This window comes from Pyxidicoccus fallax (genome assembly GCF_012933655.1).
Classification (GTDB): domain Bacteria; phylum Myxococcota; class Myxococcia; order Myxococcales; family Myxococcaceae; genus Myxococcus; species Myxococcus fallax.
This window is the reverse complement of record NZ_JABBJJ010000163.1, coordinates 1-18,169: the sequence shown is the minus strand read 5'-3', so window position 1 is coordinate 18,169 and position 18,169 is coordinate 1. Positions and strand designations below refer to the sequence as shown.

The following is an 18,169-nucleotide window of genomic DNA, read 5'->3' as shown; positions in this document are numbered from 1 at the left end:
GGCGGGACTGGACGGGTCTTCCCCCGGCCGGCCCCGCCCTTGTTTTTTCGCACCGGACACTCGGTGGGCTGGATTGCCTGCTGGCGAGCGTGCGTGCTAAACCCACCTCCCAGGTACCTGATTTTGCTCGCCGGCGGCCCTATTCCCGGGCGGTGGGCGTCTGTAGGCGCTGGGCGGGGGGCAAGGGGGCAGGTTCAACGAGCGGTTGGGCAACGCCATCTCGCTCGACTCTGACTTCGAGGGGGGCGCTCCTTTGTTGGTCAAGGGGCGGTACCACCACGAGCTGCCGTAAGGTGAAGCAGGACAGTCCCGCGTACGACCCGCCGAGGGGCGTCGCGTGCAGGAGTTGGCCAAGCAGGTCGCAGCCGACATCGAGGAGGAGCTCAAGTGAGAGCAGAGAATCAGATGGCAGCTCCGGCTCCCGCGGCCGGGGGGGCACAAGAAGGGAACCTCGTCCAGCTACTCGTCCAGAACGCGCGCAACGCCACCAAGGTGGGCGCGACGTACAAGAAGGACGGACGGTGGCAGGACATCACGTGGGCGCAGATTCTGGAGGAGGTGAAGACGGTGTCGGCGGGGCTCGTGGCCCTGGGCGTCAAGCCCGGAGACCGCGTGGCCATCTTCGCCAACACCAGCCTCCAGTGGATCATCTGTGACCTGGCCATCAGCGCGACGCAGGCCATCACCGTTCCCATCTACGCGTCCAACACCCCGGACGAGTGCCGCTACATCATCAACCACTCCGAGACGTCGGTCCTCTTCGTCGACAGTGACGACAAGGACGCCAAGCAGGCGGGCCGCCTGACGCGCATCCGCCAGAAGCTCGGGGACATGCCGTCGCTGCGGAAGATTGTCGCCTTCGAGGGCCCGGTGGCCGGCGGCAACGAGCTGACGCTGGCGGACCTCATCACCCAGGGCCGCGCGGAGAACCAGGCCCGGCCCACCGCCTTCGACGAGCGCGTGACGGCGGTGAAGCTGGAGGACACCAACTCCCTCATCTACACCTCGGGCACCACGGGCGAGCCCAAGGGCGTCATCCTCACCCACAGCAACTGGTTCTACGAGGCGAAGGCCTCCCAGGCCGTGGGCATGATGGAGCCCAACGACGCGGTGATGCTCTTCCTGCCGCTGGCGCACGTGTTCGCGCAGGTGGTGAAGGCCGCGTGGCTGAGCATGGGCTACCGGCTCATCATCGCCGAGTCGGTGGACAAGCTGCTCGCCAACCTGGTGGAGACCAAGCCGTCGGTGCTGCCGTCGGTGCCGCGCGTCTTCGAGAAGGTCTACAACGGCGTGCTGGCCAACGGCTCCTCGGCGCCGGGCCTCAAGGGCCGGCTGTTCCGCTGGGCCTTCAAGCTCTTCGACGAGTACGTCGAGGCGCGCGTGCAGGGCCGCGAGTACAACTCGCTGGCCTTCTCGCTGGCGAAGAAGCTGGTGTTCAGCAAGGTGCAGGCCACCATCAGCGAGAAGCTGGGTGGCAACATGCGCATCTTCATCTCCGGCGGCGCGCCGCTGTCCTCGAAGATTGGCTACTTCTTCGACCTCCTGGGCTTCAAGGTGCTCGAGGGCTACGGCCTGACGGAGACGTCCGCCGGCACCACCGTCAACCGCGAGAACAAGATCAAGATTGGCACCGTGGGCGCCCCCATGCCGGGCACGGACATCAAGATCGCCCCCGACGGTGAAATCCTCATCCGCGGTGGCGGCGTGATGAAGGGGTACTACAAGAACCCCCAGGCCACGGCCGAGGCCATCGACGCGGAGGGCTGGTTCCACACGGGCGACATCGGCGAGCTGGACGCGGACAACTACGTTCGCATCACCGACCGCAAGAAGGACATCATCGTCACGGCGGGCGGCAAGAACGTGGCGCCGCAGAACATCGAGAACCAGCTGAAGACGCACCCCATCATCAGCCAGGCCATGGTGTACGGCGACAAGCGCCCGTACCTCGTGGTGCTCATCACCGTGTCCGACGAGGGCGCCCGCAAGCTCCTCGCGGAGAAGGGCGCCCCGGTGGGCACCTACGCGGAGAACGCGAAGCGGCCGGAAGTGCAGGCCGCGGTGAAGGCGGCCCTGGACGCCGTCAACGCGGAGCTGCCGCCGTACTCCACCGTCAAGCGCTTCTCGGTGCTGGAGGCGGACTTCTCGCAGGAGACGGGCGAGCTGACGCCGAAGCTGAGCGTGAAGCGCAAGGTGTGCAACACCAAGTACAAGGCGCAGATCGACGCCATGTACGAGGGCGCCGCCGTCATCGACTGAGGCACGCAGGGCCCGGCCCCTCGCTCGGGGGGCCGGGAGCCGGGCGCTCGAGCCCACGAAAAGACAACGCCCGACTCACCCCGTGCGAGCAGGGTGGGCCGGGCGTTGGTGTCTCGTGGGAGAGACTTCTCAGCCGTGGTGGCTGGGGGTCTGCGACTTGGAGACGTCCTTCTCCACGCCGGTGCTGCTGGCGAGCGTGCCGCCCGCCTTCTTGTCACCGGCGCCGGGGGCGCCCGCGTCGCCCTCCTCGCTGCTGAAGCTGCGCTTGAAATTGCGAATCGCGCTGCCCATGGACGCGCCCAGCTGCGGCAGCCGGGTGGCCCCGAACAGGAGCAGCAGCACGAAGAGAATCAACATCAGTTCCATAGGCTTCAGCCCCAGCATCGCACGGCTCCTTCGCGTAAACGCGCGGAGCATAGCGGTGGGCGCCGCCGGCCGCCAGCAACTCCGGAGCAGCCCCTACACCTGCATGCTTGCTGGAGGACCAAGCTCGGCCGGAGCGGCCAGGGTGAGTGTGAGGAAGAGGGTGCTGCCAGCGCGGTCCGTCTCCACGCCCACGCCCCCGCCGTGGGCCTCCACTTCCTGCCGGGCGAGGTGGACGCGCAGCGGGTCCTCCAGCTTCTTCTCCCGGAAGGCGCGCTCCTCGCGCAGGAAGACGGCCGAGACGTCCTCGTCGGACAGGGGCGTGCCCTCGCGCCGCACCTCCACGCGGACCTGGGGCGGGGTGGTGCGCACACGCAGGTGGATGACCTCGCCGGCCTGGGCGCGGGCCAACTGGTACTGGATGAAGGCCTCCACGGCGTGCTGGATGCGTGCGCCGTCCACGTTCACCTCCGGCCCCGCCGAGTGGGGGGCCATGTCCAGCACCAGCGCCACGTTGGCCGCCGCGGCGGCGGCGTGCTGGCGCTCCACGGCCGCGTCCAGGAGGGGCAGCAGCGACTGCCGCTCCGGCTCGCAGGCGAGCGCGCCCAGGTCCGCCCGGCTGGCGTCGAAGAAGTCCTGGGAGAAGGCGAGCGAGCGGTCGGCGTTGCGGAGGATGGTCTCCAGGCCGCGCTTCACCTTGGGCTCCAGCGGCGAGCGCCCGTTGAGCAGCAGGGCCGCGTACGAGCGGACGTTGGCCAGGGCGCCGCGCAAGTCGTGGGACGCCATGCCGAGGTAGCGAACATGGCGGCGGACGGAGGCCTCGTCCCAGGGCACGGGGAAGGTCCACAACAGCCTCGCCCCGTCCTCCAGGAACTCCTCGCCGGCCAGCACCGCGCGGCCGTCCCGCTCCCAGGTGTTCCCGTGGATGGCGCGGCGCCGGAAGCCCGCCCCGGCGAGCAGCGCGTCCATGGACGTCACCGTGGGGGGCAGCTCGTCCAGGCCCAGGTGCTCGAGGAGCGTGCGGCCGAGCAGCCGGGGGCCGCCCTGACGGGGGATGAGGACGAGCCCGGGTGCCGCCGGGGTGCTGCCTGCTCCCATCTCCCTCGGGCTCCCCACGTTTTCCGCCTCCAGTCCAGCAGGTCACGGAAAGGGTGGGCAGCCAATGTCGGTTTTGCAACGTGCACTCCGGCCTGGATGGGCCGGTGCACTTTCTTGCGACGCCGGGCGGAGGGATGGTGAAGAATCCCGGTGTTGCACCTAGGGAGACTGCTCTGACCCTGCACAACACACAGCATGCTGGCGCTCCAGTCGTCCTGGTTGTCGATGACGACCCGGACATCCTGGAGGCGCTCTCGGAGATTCTGGAGGCCGAGGGTTTCGAGATTCGCCGCGCGCGCAACGGCAAGGAGGCCCTGGAGCGACTGGAGCCGGAGCCTCCCAACCTCATCCTGTTGGACCTGATGATGCCGGTGATGGACGGCTGGGAGTTCGCCCAGCGCATGCGCCAGAAGCCCGCGGTGGCGACCATCCCCATCATCGTCCTCAGCGCGGACCGGAACGTGGGCAGCAAGGCCGCGGACATCGGCGCGGTGGGGCACCTGGCCAAGCCCTTCGAGCTCAACGACCTGTTGGACATGGTGCGCCGCTCGCTGAACCCCTCCGCCGCGTCCACCAGCGCCTGACGGAAGGTGTACGGCTTGTCTTGACCTACCTGGGGGCCGACATTACGGTCCCCCCAGTCTTGATTCACCAATCAACGACCAGGCCAAGGAGCGAGTCGTGACCGCGCAGGACATTATCGAGACCGAGATTCCCGCCGCCCTCAAGCAGAAGCCGGAGCTGGCCAAGGAGATCAACGCCATCATCCACTTCGACATCACCGGCGACAACGGTGGCAAGTGGACCGTGGACCTGACCAAGCCGGACAACTGGGTGACGAAGGGCGCCGAGGGCACGCCGAAGATGACCGTGTCGGTGAGCAACGACGACTTCGTGAAGATTCGCGAGAAGAAGCTGAACGCGCAGATGGCCGCCATGCAGGGCAAGCTGAAGTTCAAGCCCATGGACATGGGCCTCGCCATGAAGCTGGCGAAGCTGCTGGGCTAGTCGCGGTTCACACTTGGAGGCCGGTGGCTGGCGGAAGCTGGCCCCGTCCCCCGGTGCGCGCGGCGCGTCCTCCTGACGGGGGCCGCGCCGCTGTCGTTTCCACCCTCCGGCCGTTTCTCCAAAGGAGTCCCCCATGTCGACGCTTCCGCTCACCGGCCTGCGCGTGCTGGATTTGTCGCGCCTGCTTCCCGGGCCCTACGCCACGCTGGTGCTGGCGGACCTGGGGGCCACCGTGGACAAGCTGGAGGAGCCGGAGGGCGGGGACTACGTCCGGCAGATGCCGCCCCTGCGCGACGACGTGAGCGGGCTGTTCTATGGCCTCAACCGCAACAAGCGCTCGCTGACGCTCAACCTCAAGACGCCCGAGGGGCGTGACGCGCTGAAGCGGCTGGTGCGCCACTACGACGTGCTGGTGGAGAGCTTCCGGCCGGGCGTCATGGACAAGCTGGGCGTGGGCGAGGCGGCGCTGCGGGCGGAGAACCCGCGGCTCATCTACTGCGCCATCTCCGGCTACGGGCAGTCGGGGCCGGACCGGCTGAAGGCCGGGCACGACTTGAACTACGTGGCCCGCGCGGGGCTGCTGGGCTACGGCGGCGAGGCGGGTGGGGCGCCGGCCTTCCCGGGCGTGCAGATGGGGGACATTGGCGGGGGGAGTCTCTTCGCGCTGGTGGGCATCCTCGCCGCGCTGCACGAGCGCGAGCGCACGGGGAAGGGGCGCATGGTGGACGTGTCCATGACGGACGGGGCCCTGGCCTTCCTGCACATGCACCTGGCCTCGCGGCTCTTCATGGGGGTGGAAGGGACGCCGCTGCAACGCGGGAGCGAGCCGCTCAACGGGGGCTACGCGTGCTACGGCCTGTACCGCACGGCGGATGACCGGTGGCTGGCGGTGGGGGCGCTGGAGCCCAAGTTCTTCGCGGGCGTGTGCGAGCGGCTGGGGCGGATGGACTTGATGGAGGACGCGTACGCGCCGGGCGAGGCGGGCGCGCGCGTGAAGGCGGAGCTGGTGCGCCTGTTCGCGGAGCACCCGCTGGCATACTGGAAGGAGCGCTTCCAGGGCTCGGACCTGTGCATCGAGCCGGTGGCCGAAGGCGACGAGGTGCTCCAGGACGCGCAGCTGCGGGCCCGGGGCCTCTTCGTGGAGGCGGAGGACGCGCGCCTGGGCCGCAAGGTGACGCACCTGCTGACGCCGCTGCGCATGGGGGAGACGCCCCTGCGCGAGCCCCCCGCGCTGGGCCAGCACACGCGCGAGGTCCTCGCCGAGGCCGGCTTCACCGAGGAGGAGCTGGCGCGGCTGGGGTGCTGACGGACGCGCCCTCGCGCCACAGCGCCTCGCCGTGCGCGGCGTGGCAGGTGTCTCCGACGAGGTCCAGCGCGAGCTGGCGCTGCCTCGCGGCGAGGGACTCCAGGTTGTCGAAGGCACCCGCTTCCTTCAGCCGGCGCACGGTGTTCTCCAGATACATGCGCGCCCGCTCCACCGTCTGGCGCTGGGCCGCGGTGGGTCGCCAGCCCGTGTCGTCGCGGTAGCGCCCGAGCGTCTCCAGCAGGTGCCCGTGGAACTTCAGCATCTGCACGAGGAGCGGTAGCCGGTACGCGGGAGCGGAGGCGAGGGCCGTCTCGTACTGCCGCGTCTCCGAGTCCAGCCGGTACAGCAGCACGTCCACCTGCGCGTCCAGCCGCTTGCGCCACTTCTTGCGCACGGAGGGGTGGCGGGCCCAGCCGGCCACGGCCTGGAAGGAGTGCAGCCCGCCACAGGGGTGGGCGTAGATGCCCTGGCCGCGCTTGGGCACCTCGGGGCGGCCGGCCTTCATGCCCGCGGCCAGCTCGGCCTGGGCCGCCTCCAGCGTGGCGAGCGCGGTCTCCATCACCGCGTCGAAGCGCACGGTGGCGCCCGTGCCGTCGCGGAAGGTGGCGCCGGGCTTCAGGGAGAGGGACAGCGCGTCCAGGGCCCACGCGCCCTCGGGTGAGGAGGCCAGGGTGGGGCGGAAGTCTCGCTTGAGGTCCTCCACCAGCTCGCGCGGCGTCACCGTGCCCCAGGCCGTGCGGAAGCGGTGGTCCGGAGGGTAGCCCGCGAGCAGCAGCGTCTTGAGGTGCAGGGCGGGGTGGGGCTCCACCGGCGTGCCGTCCGGGGCGTACGCGTCGAAGAAGAGGTCCCCCGGCCGGCGCGCCACGGAGATGCCCGCGTCATGTCGTGGTGCCGCGAAGGAGGAGGCTGTCGCCCTGGCGAGCTCCGGCGTGCCCGCGTCGTGAGGGGCTGTTGTGAGGCCGAGAGCAGATGTCCCGGATGCGCCCGGTCGGGACCTGTCTGGAGGCTCCGTTGCTGCATCCAGCGCGTGGGGGAGCGGCGCTCGGCGCAGGAAGTCCGCGACCACCACCTCGGCCGCGAGCCGTCCGTCGCTCGCGCGGAAGTTCCGCCCGTCGAGGACCATGCCATGCGCCAGCGCCCAGGGATTGCGAGGGTCCGCGGCCCAGGCGCGGCACCGCGTCGCCAGCAGCGAGGGCTCTTTCGGCGGAGGCGTGGTGGCGGGTTGCGGTGGTGAGGCCGTGCCGCGTGGCGGCGGCGCGGGGGAGGGGAGCGCGCTCGCGAGGGAACGCGGAGCGCTCGCCGAGGTCGCGGGGGCACGGGCCATGGCGCCCATCACGGACGGGACGTGCTCGCCCCTCGTGGTGGAGAAGGGGCTCGCTGTCGCGGAGGCAGACCGAGCGCTCACCGAGGTCGCAGGGGCCCCGGCCAAGGCACTCCGCTCGGCGGCCAGGACAGGCCCCGCCGAGGCAACGAGTCCTGCGATGAGGGAAGCGGCGAGGCGCATGGGCGGCGGGGAAACGCGCACGCGCCAGCGGGGAGTGTCCCGCCGGCGCGTGGCCTCATCCTCTCATGCCGTCTGCGCGCGGCTCGCGAGCCGTTTCAGCACCCGCTCCAGCAGGCCGAACAGGGCCTCCCGGTCCTCGGGCTCCAGCAGGTCCAGCAGCCGGCCCATGGCGTGATTCACGCTGTGGTTGAGCCGGTCATACAGCGCCGTGCCCTGCGGGGTGAGGCGGGCGACGACGGCACGCCGGTCCTCGGCATCCCTCGCGCGCTCCACCAGCTTCATGGCCTCCAGCCGGTCCACCACGCCGGTGATGGTCTTCTTGGTGATGCCGATGCGCTGCGCCAGCAGGCCCACGTGCGTGGGGCCATCGTTCCCCAGCCACATCAACGCATGGACCTGCGTGGGGGTGAGCTGGTTGTCCTCGCAGATGCCATGGAGCGGGTCCCTCAGCGAGCGGTACCGCCCGAGCTGGATGACCAGCTCGTGCAGTCGCCGGGACTCCGGGGTGGACGCATCGCCGTCCACCTGGGGAGGGAGGCCCTCTTCCGCCAGGCCTCCCTCGTCGATGAGGTCCTGCTCCTGCTCGCTGTCGGCGGCGAGCGGTTGCACGCGCGGGGCCGGTCTGTCGTCCGGCCGCCGCATCAGGCCGTCTCCACCCGGGCGGCGGCGGCCACCGCAGGCTTCGGCTCACCATGCGGGCCCACCGCGTGCGGCGTACCCATGCCCGACGCCACGCCCGGACCCTTGCGGCGCTTGAACTTCTCCGACAGCTGGTCCATCAGCGAGTACACCACCGGCACCACCGCCAGCGTGAGGAACGTGGAGGTGATGAGGCCGCCGATGATGGTGATGGCCATCGGCGCGCGCGTCTCCGCGCCGTCGCCGCGGGCAATCGCCACCGGCACCATGCCGGCGATCATCGCGATGGTCGTCATCAGGATGGGCCGCAGACGGACCGGAGCCGCCTCCAGCAGCGCCTCGGTGGCCGTCTTGCCCTGCTCGCGCAGCTGCAGGGTGAAGTCCACCAGGAGGATGCCGTTCTTCACCACCAGACCCATGAGCATGATGATGCCGATGAGGGCGAACATCGACATGGCCTGCCCGGTGATGAGCAGCGCGCCAATGGCGCCGATGAGCGCGAAGGGCAGCGACATCATGATGGTGAACGGGTGGATGAGGCTCTCGAACTGCGCCGCCAGAATCATGTAGATGAGGATGATGCCCAGCAGCAGGGCGGAGCCGAACGCCGCCACCGACTTGCCCATCTCCTTCGCGTTACCCTCGAAGTCGTAGATGACCGTCTTGGGCAGCTCCTTCGCCGCGTAGGCGTTGAGGAAGTTGATGGCGTCGCTCAGCGCGTAGCCGCTGTTGAGGTTGGCCAGCAGGGTGATCTGCCGCTTCTGCGCCTCGCGGTCGATCTGCACCGGGCCGTCGGCCGGGGTGATCTTCGCCAGGTTGCGCAGCTCTACCAGCTGCCCGTTGGGCGCGCGCACGGTGAGCTTGCCCAGCGCGTCCGCGGACGCCAGCGTGGCCTCCGGCAGGCGCAGCTTCACCTCGTACGTCTCGCCGCCCTCGCGGTAGTCCGCGAACTTGTCGCGGCCGAGGAAGGCGCGCAGCGTGGCGCCCAGCGACGCCGCCGGCACGCCCAGCTGGGCCGCGCGCTCGCGGTCCACCTGCACATCGTACTGCGGCTTGCCGGAGCGGTACGTGAGGTCCACGTCCACCAGGCCCGGGTTCTTCAGCATCTCCTGGCGCACCTTCTCCGCGGACGCAATCAGCTCCTGCCAGTTGTCGCCGCGCAGGTTGAACTGCACCGCCTGCGTGCGCGCGCCGCCGCCGGACACCGGCGAGATGTCCTGCACCGTGACGTTGACGCCCGGCCGCGGCTTGATGGAGTTGCGCAGGTAGACCTTCAGCTCGCCCTGGCCGAAGCCGCGCTCCTTCAGCGGCACCAGGTTGACGATGATTTCACCCTTGTGGACCTCCTCCTGCACGCCGCCACCGGCCGTGGAGAAGGTGGAGGCGATGCCGGGCAGCCCGCCGACCTGAGCGGACAGCGCGTCCAGCTCCGCCTGCGTCTCCTGCAGCGTCGAGCCGATGGGCAGCTCCACCGCCAGCTTGATGTTGCCGTTGTCCTGCTCGGGGATGAACGTGAACTTCAGGAAGCGCGCCAGGCCGAAGGTGAGGAACAGCACGCCCACCGCCACCACCAGCGTCAGCGCGCGGCGCTTGAGGATGCCCGCGAGAATCTTGCGGTAGCCGTTCTCCGTGCCCACGAGCACCTTCTCCACCGCCGCGGACACGCCCGTGGGCGAGCCGTGGTGGCTGAGCATGCGCGAGGACAGCATCGGCGTGAGCGTCATGGACACGGCGTACGAAATCATCACCGCCACGGCCACCGTGACGCCGAACTGGTAGAAGAACTTGCCCATCATGCCGTCCATGAAGGCCACGGGGATGAACACCGCCACGATGGCCAGCGTCACCGCGAGCACGGCGAGGGCAATCTGACCGGCGCCCTCCATCGCCGCCTCCATGGGCGTCTTTCCCTCTTCCAGGTGGCGGACGATGTTCTCGATGACCACGATGGCGTCGTCGATGAGCAGGCCGATGGACAGCGTCAGGGCCAGCATCGTGATCATGTTGAAGGTGAAGCCCAGCGCCGCCATCACCGCGAACGTGCCAATCACCGACACCGGCAGGGCGATGGCCGCCACCAGCGTGGAGTTCAGGTTGCGCAGGAACACGAGCACGATGAGCACCGCGAGGAAGCCGCCGAGCACCAGGTCGAACTGAACCGCGGCGATGGACGAGCGGATGAACCGCGAGTTGTCCGTCACCTGCTCCACCTTCACGCCCTCGGGCAGCGAGGTGTTCAGCTCACCCAGCGACTCCTTGACGAGCTCGGCCACCTGCACGGTGTTGGAGCCGGACTGCTTCTTCACCACGAGCGCCACGGCGTTGCGCTCGCCGAACTTCGCGCCCGAGCGCGCCTCCGCGGGGCCGTCCACCACGTCCGCCACGTCGCGCACGCGCACCGGGGCGCCGTTGGGGCTGGCGATGATGAGGTTGCGCAGCTCCTCCACGTTCTTCACTTCGGAGGTGAGGCGCACCACGCGCTCACGGCCGCTGTCCATGGTGCGGCCACCCGGCACGTCCAGGTTCTGGGCCTTCACCGCCTGGCTCACGTCGCTGATGGCCAGACCGAAGCCCCGCAGCCGCTCCGGGTCCACCACGAGCTGGATTTCGCGCTCGCGGCCACCGACCACGTCGATGCTGCCCACGCCCTCCTGGCGCTGCAGCGCGGGCTTCACGAGGTCCTCGGCCGTGCGAGTCAGCTCCTCGATGGGCAGCGAGCCGGACAGGGACAGCGTCATGATGGGCGCCGCGCCGATGTCGAACTTCTCGACCACCGGCGTCTCGATTTCCGTCGGCAGCTTGCTCAGGGTGGCCTGCACGCGGTCGCGCACGTCCTGCGCGGCCACGTCCACCTCGGTGTCCAGCGTGAAGCGGACGACGATCTGCGACACGCTCTCCAGGTTGATGGAGCGCAGCTGCTCCACGCCGTTGAGCGTGTTGAGCGCCTCCTCCATCGGGTCGGAGACGTTCTTCTCGATGGTCTCCGGGTCGGCGCCCGCGAGCACCGTCGTCACCGTGACGACGGGGAAGTCCACGTCGGGGAACTGGTCCACGCCGATGCGGGGGTAGGCATTGAGGCCGAACACCACCACCGCCAGCATCAGCATGGCGGTGAAGATGGGCCGGGTAATGAAGGTCTTCAACGGGCTCATTCAGGAGCTCCCAATCTCATCTCGGTAGGGAAGGGCAGGCGTCACTGCACCACGCGGACGGCCGTGCCCTCCTTCACGTTGAGGGACGCGTCGGCGAGCACGCGCTCCTCGGCGGCGAGTCCCTGGAGGACGCGGACGTAACCGGGCAGCACGCGCTCGACGCGCACGTCGCGCTTGCGCACCGTGCCGTCCTGCACCACCCACACGAAGCCCTGCTGGCCGTTGGCGCTGACCGCCTGCGCGGGCAGGAACAGGCCCTTGTCGTCGGTCTCACCCGCGCCGGAGAAGTCCAGCTCCACCAGGGAGCCGGGGCGCAGCGGCGAGGCCGTCTCGCCCACCACGTCCGCCAGCACCTCCACGGTGCGGTTGGTGGTGTCCACCACCGCGCCCACCGTGGCCACCTGCACCTCGAAGCGCATGCCGCTGGGGCTGACCGTGCCCTGCGTCTTCGTGCCCAGCTTCACCTTGTCCACCACGGACTCGGGCACCAGCGCGCGGACCTCCAGGCCCGTCGTGTCCACGATGGTGAACACGGGCGTGGAGGGCGTCATCGCCACCGAGTCACCCACGTTCTTCGTGCGCGAGGTGATGATGCCGTCGAAGGGCGCGATGATGGAGTGGTCCCTCAGGTTCTCCTCCGCCATGCGCAGCGCGGCGGCGGCCTGGGCCGCCTGGGCCTGGGCCTGCTTGGCGGCGATCTCCGCCTGGTCCAGCCCGCTGGCCGCCACGCCGCCGGCGTCCGCCACCTTGCGGGTGCGCTCCAGGTTGTTGGTGGCCAGCTGCAGCCCGGCGTCCGCGGCCATCTTCACCGCGCGCGCCTGCTCCACGCCGATGGCGACGTTGGAGGCGTCGAGCTGGGCCAGCACCTGGCCCTTCTTCACCTTGTCGCCCACCTTCACGTTCATCTTGGCGATGGTGCCCGTCGCCTGGGGCCCCAGCGTCGCCTCGTGCTTGGAGCGGACCGAACCCGTCACGCGGGTGATGTTCGCGTTCAGCTCCGTCGCGGGGGCGATGGCCTTCACGCCCATGGCCGAGGAGGCCTGATCCACCGCCGGAAGGGCCGGCTTGTCATTGCCCTTGCTGCACCCCGTCACCACCACCGCCGACACCACCGCGGCCATCCACATGCGTCGAATCACGATCGTCCTGCTCCTGCTGTCCTCGGACCCCGGCTCCGAGCATGGGTCCCGTCAGCTTCTGCTTGGAAAGTCTGCGGCCCGGAAACTACAGGCTCTCTACTGTCTGTCAAGAAGATACTCCGCAACACGGACTATCTCGCCTCGGGGGGTGTTTAACGCCTGCTTGCCGAGCTGGCAGGGAAGAATGAAGGGGCCTTGGGGGAGGGCTGCCCCGACGGCCGGCGCTCGGGAAACTGACATTTGCGGTGCTTGTGGCCTCCGAGAGCCCCTGTTATTGATTCGAGAATCAATATTGACCCGAGGTCAGGAGCGCACATGCCCAATCCGTTCACCGAGGAGCACGAGGCCTTCCGTAAGTCGGTGCGAGCCTTCGTCGAGAAGGAGATGGCGCCGCACAGCCTGGAGTGGGACCGGGCGGGCATCTTCCCGAAGGAGCTGTTCAAGAAGTGCGGGGAGCTGGGCTTCCTGGGCATCAACCACGACCCGAAGTACGGCGGCAGCGGGCTGGACTACTGGTACGTGACGGCGTTCGCGGAGGAGCTGGCGCGCAGCTACAACGCGGGCGTCAACATGGCGCTGCTGGTGCAGAGCCAGATGGCCACGCCCATCATCAACGAGGTTGGAACGGACGAGCAGAAGCGCGAGTTCCTCGAGCCGGCGCTCAAGGGCGAGAAGATCGCCGCGCTGGGCGTGAGCGAGCCGGGCGCGGGCTCGGACGTGGCCAACATCAAGACGACGGCGCGCCGGGACGGGGATGACTACGTCATCAACGGCTCGAAGATGTGGATTACGAACGGCACCCGCGCGGACTTCATCACCCTGGCGGTGCGCACGGGCGGGGCGGGCTACAGCGGCATCTCCCTGGTGACGTTCCCCACGGACGTGAAGGGCTTCAGCGTCTCCAAGAAGCTGGACAAGGTGGGCAACCTGTCCTCGGACACGGCCGTCCTCTACTTCGAGGACTGCCGCATTCCCGCCCGCTACGTGCTGGGCGAGGAGAACGAGGGCTTCTACTCCATCATGACCAACTTCCAGGGCGAGCGCCTGGTGGGGGCCATCACCACCGTGGCCGGCATGGAGCGCATGGTGGAGGACTCCATCCGCTACGGTAACGAGCGCGAGGCGTTCGGCCGGCCGCTGCTGAAGTTCCAGGTGTGGCGCCACAAGTTCGTGGAGCACCTGACGGCGATTGAAGCGGCCAAGCGGCTCACCTACCACGCGGTGGACGTGTTCGACCGGAAGGAGGTCCCCGCGGTGAAGGAGATCTCCATGGCGAAGCTGTTCGCCGGAGACCTGGCCCAGCGCGTGGCCTACGACTGCCAGCAGTTCTACGGCGGCATGGGCTACGTCGAGGAGACGCCCATCGCCCGCATGTGGCGCGACGTGCGCCTCATCACCATCGGCGGTGGCACCTCCGAGGTGATGAAGGAGATTCTCTCGAAGCTCTACGGCTTCTGAGCCGTGTGTCCTCCCGGGAGCCGCGGCGTCTGGCGCGGCTTCCGAGGTGATGGGCGTCAGTAGGGACCGCCGGGCGGCCGGTAGCCACCGCCGGGCGGCTGGTACCCGGCCCCGCTCGAGTGCGCCGAGTTCTGGGAGTGCTGCTGCGACGCCTGCGCCTGCTCCTCCTCGATGGCCTGGATGGCGGCGCTCGCCGCCGCGGCCGAAGCGCCCGACGTCTTCGCGACGGGTGCTCCTTCCTCCTCGCGAGGCTCGCAGACGCAGCCGGCGTTGCTGTGGATGATGACCAGGGCGCTCATCCGCATGTCGAGGTCCGTGCAGATCTTCCGGCACTCGGTGGCCCGCTCCTTGGGAACGACCCACGCGGTGGCCGGGGCGGTGACGCAGCCCATGGCCGAGAAGCAGAGGAGGGCGACGGCGAGGAGGTTCTTGTGCATGGGCACGGGTTCTAGCGCGGCGTGTTGCATTCGTGGAACGGCGCCTGCCCTGTTCCAGATCACCCCGGGCTCGCGGCAAGTGCCCGGGATGGCTGGGGATTCGTCGCCGGGCACGTGGGTTTGCAAGATTCCTTTGCGACGGGCCTGGAGTGCTGATGCACCAGGGTGACGGGTGCAGGCGCGCCAACCCCGCGTTTCCTCGCGGGGTGGAAGCTGGCGTGGGCCTTGCTCTTGGGGAGCGGACCCGGGCGTGTCCCCGCCGCGACCGGGCCTCCTCCTCACACAAGGAAGCCCCAAATGAGCAAGCATCCCCGTGTTTCCTCCCGCTGGCTGGCCGGGTGGCTGGTCGGCGCGTCCCTGCTGGGCGCGTGCGCCGCGCCCGAGGACTCCGCGCAGTCGGGAGGTGACTCGCAGGTGGCCGCGCCGGACGTGGCGGCCGAGGCGGGCAACATCTCCGTGAGCCTGTCGGTGCCGAAGGCGGCGCTGAGCGCCGAGGAGGACGTGCGCGTCACCGTCACGCTGCGCAACGACGGAGCCAGGGCGGCGCGGCTGCTCAAGTGGCACACGCCGGTGGAGGACGTGGAGGAGGCGCTGTTCGACGTGACGGTGGACGGCCAGCCGGTGGCGTTCCAGGGCCCGCACTACAAGCGCCCCGCGCCCACGGCGGCGGACCACCTCACGCTGGCGCCGGGCGAGAGCCTCACGCGCACGGTGTCGCTGTCGGACTTCTATGACCTGTCGCGCACGGGCAGCTACCGCGTGCGCTACGCGGCGGAGCTGCACGGCGGCGCGGTGGCGGCGTTCCGCTCCAACGACGTGGAGCTGTGGGTGGAGGGCCGGGAGAACGTCCAGCGCGAGGCCGCGGCGGCCCCGGGCGGCACCGTCACGCTGGGCGCGGTGACGTACAGCAAGTGCGACACCACGCAGCAGTCCACCGCGCTGCAGGCGCTCAACGCCGCCACCACCATGGCGAACGACTCGGTGAGCTACCTCAACGGCACGCCCTCGGGCACGCCGCGCTACACCACGTGGTTCGGCGCCTTCTCGTCGACCGGGTGGAACACCGCGAAGACGCACTTCGTGGCCATCAAGGACGCGCTCGACACGAAGCCCATCACCATCGACTGCGGCTGCAAGAAGACCTACTACGCCTACGTGTACCCGGCGCAGCCGTACAAGATCTACGTGTGCAAGGCGTTCTGGTCCGCGCCGATGACGGGCACCGACTCCAAGGGCGGCACGCTCATCCACGAGCTGAGCCACTTCAACGCGGTGGCGGGCACGGACGACCACGTCTACGGCCAGAGCGGCGCGAAGTCGCTGGCCATCTCCAGCCCGACCCAGGCGCTGGATAACGCGGACAACCACGAGTACTTCGCGGAGAACACGCCGTTCCTCCAGTGAGCTGACGGCGCGGGCTGAAGTCACGGGGACGGGGGCGTCAGGCTCCCGTCCCTTTGTTCCCGCGGGGCGGGTAGAGTGGGGACCGGACCCGTGAAGGGGGAGGACCCGATGACACCGCTGATGCCCGCGAGCGTGGCCTGGTACGTGACGGGGCGCTTCTACGTGTCGTCCGATGGCAAGACGGTGCAGGACCTGGGCTACTTCCTCCACCTGGAGGGAATCACCGGCTCGCTCTTCACGGACCCCAAGGTCAAGAGTGAGGCCACGGCGCGGCTCACGTTCCGCTCCGCGCTCTTCAAGCCGGACAAAATCACCAACGGCGGCCTGTCGCTGAGCCTGGACCCCGTGGGCGACTTCACGCTGTACCTCAAGGGCGAGAAGCACGCGCGCTCGTCGTTCTACCTTCCGGACTCGTTCTCGGACGGCACGCCCATCGCCACCTTCCGCCGTGCCAGCGTCGTCGTGGGCGGCGCGTTCAGCATCGAGCCCTCCACGCAGCGGGCGCTATCGCTCAACGTCTTCACGGCCCGGCTCGTCTGGAGCGCGGAGTTCGAGCTCGACGGCCAGCGCTACGACCTGCGGCACCTGCTGCCCCACGGCATCACCCAGTGGGGCCAGGTTGGGCCCTCTCCCGTCCCCCTGACGCCCGAGGGCTTCTCCAGCGTGCTCCCGTTCCTCGGCTCGGCCGTGGCCGTGGGGCCGGGTGGGGCACGCTGAGGGAAAGACCCATGCGGGACGACGAATCGAAGCCACGGGAGCCGTGGCGCATCACCGAGCCGGAGCTCGATGAGCCCTCACCCCATGCCTGGGTGGCGGGCCGTGTCTGGAGGCAGCGCCGCCAGTGGTCGCGCTTCATCTTCGAGGATGAGCGCGCGGGGGGGGACATCTTTGGACGCGGTGAGGACAGCGCCAGGGCCATCCCGGTGACACCGGAGTTGTTCGCACGCGCGCCCGTGATGCCCGTGCCTCCCGAGGAGCCCGTGCCCCCCGAGGGCTCCCTGGAGGAGCAGCAGGCCCGCCTGCGCGAGACGCACGAGGTGGGCGCGGAGTGGCCGCCCGACAGGTGGCCCGTCTGCTGCCGGCGCCTCGCGGTGCTGACGCTGGTCAATCCCACGGCCGCGGAGCTGACGGCATGGGAGTGGCGTCGTCGGCCGCTCACCCTGGAGACGCTGGATGACGCTCGCTACGAGGGGATGCTGCGCCGGGCGCTGGAGGACGTGCGCGCGGACCGCCTGCCCTACATGAGCTTCAACGTGTTCCAGTGCCACGCCTGTGGCCGCGTCCACGTGCGCCTGGCGAAGTATCCGAAGATGGCACCGTCGAAGTGACGGCTCACTTCTTCCGGAACAGCGCCTCCGCGGCGCTCATCAGCGCGTCGCGGCTCTCCTTCACGTGGAGGCCGCCTTCGCCAATCTGGAACAGCTCGCAGAAGTTGGCGCCGTCCTTGTCCTTGGGCACCTCCGCGAAGGGCTCCTTGCACTCCTTCGCCACGCCCGGGTCGAAGTGCCGGCAGTTACGACACGAGCGCACGTCCTCGCCACAGTGCGGACACGCGTCCCGCCGTCCCACCTGGTTGGCGATGATGTCGAGCGGGCGTCCGCAATGCGCGCAGCCGGGCATGGTCACCTCCGGAAGAAGGGAAGGGACACCCATTCTGCCAGCGCGGACTCGCGCGCGGCGAGCCCTCAGCGCTGCGCGCTGGAGACGAGCGCCGGGGCGCGCTCCGAGGAGACAGGCTCCGGCGGCGACGACGGGCGCAGCTCGCCCATGGCGTCCACCAGCTGGTCATCCAGGCGCTTGAGCAGGAACAGCATGTACGCGCACACGGCGGACAGCACCGCCGCCAGCACGCCGAGCATCATTCCGCGATGCCACCGGTGGGCCCGCTCCAGCACCGCCCGGCGCTCCGCGAAGGTCTTCAGCTGCGCGTCCGCCGCCGTGGCGTTCAGCCGGGTGGCGTACTCCTCGGCCTGGGCCGTGCCGCGCTCCATCAGCCACTGGCCCTGCACCTGGAGCGCGTCCGAGCGCGTGTAGCAATACCCCGCCGCCCCCGCGAACAGCAGGGAGAGGCCCAACGCCACCGTCACGCTCCGGGTGCCCATTTCTCGCTTCCTCCGGACTCGCCACTGCGCGGGGCTGGACACCCGCGACCGCTCCGGCTTCCCGAAGACAGTAGCGGATGGTAGGGAGCCCCTCCGACATGGGCAAGCCCTACCGTCCTAAAGACCACTATTTCCAGAAAGCCAAGCAAGAGGGGCTGCGTGCTCGCTCGGCTTTCAAGGTCGACGAGCTCATCAAGCGTTTCCCCATGGTCAAGAAGGGCCATGTGGTGCTCGATCTGGGGGCCGCCCCGGGCGGGTTCCTCCAGATTCTGGCGGACGCGGTAGGTACGGGTGGGCGGG

At 69.4% G+C, this 18,169-nt stretch carries 18 protein-coding genes; 9 read left to right on the top strand and 9 right to left on the bottom strand.

The window, feature by feature from the left end:
- Positions 1-387 precede the first annotated feature (387 nt).
- A complete protein-coding gene (locus HG543_RS29600; RefSeq protein ID WP_169348246.1) occupies positions 388-2,259 on the top strand; it encodes an AMP-binding protein in 1,872 nt (623 codons plus the stop codon).
- A gap of 129 nt (positions 2,260-2,388) precedes the next feature.
- Here the strand turns inward: HG543_RS29600 and tatA are convergent, their stop codons facing one another.
- Positions 2,389-2,643 (bottom strand): twin-arginine translocase TatA/TatE family subunit, encoded by a 255-nt coding sequence (tatA, locus tag HG543_RS29595; protein WP_246357389.1) that lies wholly within the window; start codon positions 2,641-2,643, stop codon positions 2,389-2,391.
- A gap of 75 nt (positions 2,644-2,718) precedes the next feature.
- Entirely contained in the window at positions 2,719-3,720 is a 1,002-nt protein-coding gene (locus tag HG543_RS29590) for a sensor histidine kinase (protein WP_169348244.1), read from the bottom strand.
- A 179-nt stretch (positions 3,721-3,899) separates the two neighbouring features.
- On the opposite strand from HG543_RS29590, the gene HG543_RS29585 reads away from it, so the two are divergent.
- From HG543_RS29585 to HG543_RS29575, 3 genes are all read left to right on the top strand, one after another.
- On the top strand, positions 3,900-4,304 hold the full coding sequence (locus HG543_RS29585; RefSeq protein ID WP_169348258.1) for a response regulator: 405 nt from the start codon (positions 3,900-3,902) through the stop codon (positions 4,302-4,304).
- Positions 4,305-4,401: 97 nt separating this feature from the next.
- Positions 4,402-4,728, top strand: a complete 327-nt coding sequence (locus HG543_RS29580) for an SCP2 sterol-binding domain-containing protein (RefSeq protein ID WP_169348243.1) — start codon at positions 4,402-4,404, stop codon at positions 4,726-4,728.
- 133 nt (positions 4,729-4,861) lie between these two features.
- Complete coding sequence (locus HG543_RS29575) at positions 4,862-6,034, top strand: CaiB/BaiF CoA transferase family protein (RefSeq protein WP_169348242.1); 1,173 nt, start codon at positions 4,862-4,864, stop codon at positions 6,032-6,034.
- Here HG543_RS29575 and HG543_RS29570 read toward each other — a convergent pair.
- The 4 genes from HG543_RS29570 to HG543_RS29555 all read right to left on the bottom strand — a co-directional run bounded on the left by HG543_RS29570 (position 6,000) and on the right by HG543_RS29555 (position 12,456).
- Positions 6,000-7,358 (bottom strand): hypothetical protein, encoded by a 1,359-nt coding sequence (locus tag HG543_RS29570; RefSeq protein WP_246357388.1) that lies wholly within the window; start codon positions 7,356-7,358, stop codon positions 6,000-6,002. The two genes, HG543_RS29575 and HG543_RS29570, sit on opposite strands and share 35 nt — an antisense overlap.
- A 243-nt stretch (positions 7,359-7,601) precedes the next feature.
- A complete protein-coding gene (locus HG543_RS29565) occupies positions 7,602-8,180 on the bottom strand; it encodes a MarR family winged helix-turn-helix transcriptional regulator (protein ID WP_169348241.1) in 579 nt (192 codons plus the stop codon).
- On the bottom strand, positions 8,180-11,329 hold the full coding sequence (locus tag HG543_RS29560; protein ID WP_169348240.1) for an efflux RND transporter permease subunit: 3,150 nt from the start codon (positions 11,327-11,329) through the stop codon (positions 8,180-8,182). Before HG543_RS29560 ends, HG543_RS29565 begins: the two co-directional genes overlap by 1 nt.
- Before the next feature lie 41 nt (positions 11,330-11,370).
- A complete protein-coding gene (locus HG543_RS29555; RefSeq protein ID WP_169348257.1) occupies positions 11,371-12,456 on the bottom strand; it encodes an efflux RND transporter periplasmic adaptor subunit in 1,086 nt (361 codons plus the stop codon).
- A 327-nt stretch (positions 12,457-12,783) separates the two neighbouring features.
- Between HG543_RS29555 and HG543_RS29550 the strand changes: the two genes are divergently transcribed.
- On the top strand, positions 12,784-13,926 hold the full coding sequence (locus HG543_RS29550; protein ID WP_169348239.1) for an acyl-CoA dehydrogenase family protein: 1,143 nt from the start codon (positions 12,784-12,786) through the stop codon (positions 13,924-13,926).
- 56 nt (positions 13,927-13,982) lie between these two features.
- Here HG543_RS29550 and HG543_RS29545 read toward each other — a convergent pair whose 3' ends face one another.
- On the bottom strand, positions 13,983-14,363 hold the full coding sequence (locus tag HG543_RS29545; RefSeq protein WP_169348238.1) for a hypothetical protein: 381 nt from the start codon (positions 14,361-14,363) through the stop codon (positions 13,983-13,985).
- A 297-nt stretch (positions 14,364-14,660) separates the two neighbouring features.
- Here HG543_RS29545 and HG543_RS29540 point away from each other — a divergent pair, with 297 nt between their 5' ends.
- The 3 genes from HG543_RS29540 (at position 14,661) to HG543_RS29530 (ending at position 17,095) form a co-directional block, all read left to right on the top strand.
- Complete coding sequence (locus HG543_RS29540) at positions 14,661-15,767, top strand: M35 family metalloendopeptidase (protein WP_169348237.1); 1,107 nt, start codon at positions 14,661-14,663, stop codon at positions 15,765-15,767.
- Between the two features lie 108 nt (positions 15,768-15,875).
- Entirely contained in the window at positions 15,876-16,484 is a 609-nt protein-coding gene (locus HG543_RS29535; protein WP_169348236.1) for a hypothetical protein, read from the top strand.
- Between the two features lie 11 nt (positions 16,485-16,495).
- Positions 16,496-17,095 carry a hypothetical protein gene (locus HG543_RS29530; protein WP_169348235.1) on the top strand — a complete coding sequence of 200 codons (600 nt, stop codon included), beginning with the start codon at positions 16,496-16,498 and terminating at the stop codon, positions 17,093-17,095.
- Between the two features lie 4 nt (positions 17,096-17,099).
- Here the strand turns inward: HG543_RS29530 and HG543_RS29525 are convergent, their stop codons facing one another.
- Complete coding sequence (locus tag HG543_RS29525; protein WP_169348234.1) at positions 17,100-17,387, bottom strand: hypothetical protein; 288 nt, start codon at positions 17,385-17,387, stop codon at positions 17,100-17,102.
- 65 nt (positions 17,388-17,452) lie between these two features.
- On the bottom strand, positions 17,453-17,869 hold the full coding sequence (locus HG543_RS29520; RefSeq protein ID WP_169348233.1) for a hypothetical protein: 417 nt from the start codon (positions 17,867-17,869) through the stop codon (positions 17,453-17,455).
- A gap of 77 nt (positions 17,870-17,946) precedes the next feature.
- Here HG543_RS29520 and HG543_RS29515 point away from each other — a divergent pair.
- Positions 17,947-18,169: SAM-dependent methyltransferase (locus HG543_RS29515; protein ID WP_281404475.1), on the top strand; the 223-nt coding region annotated here is incomplete at its 3' end.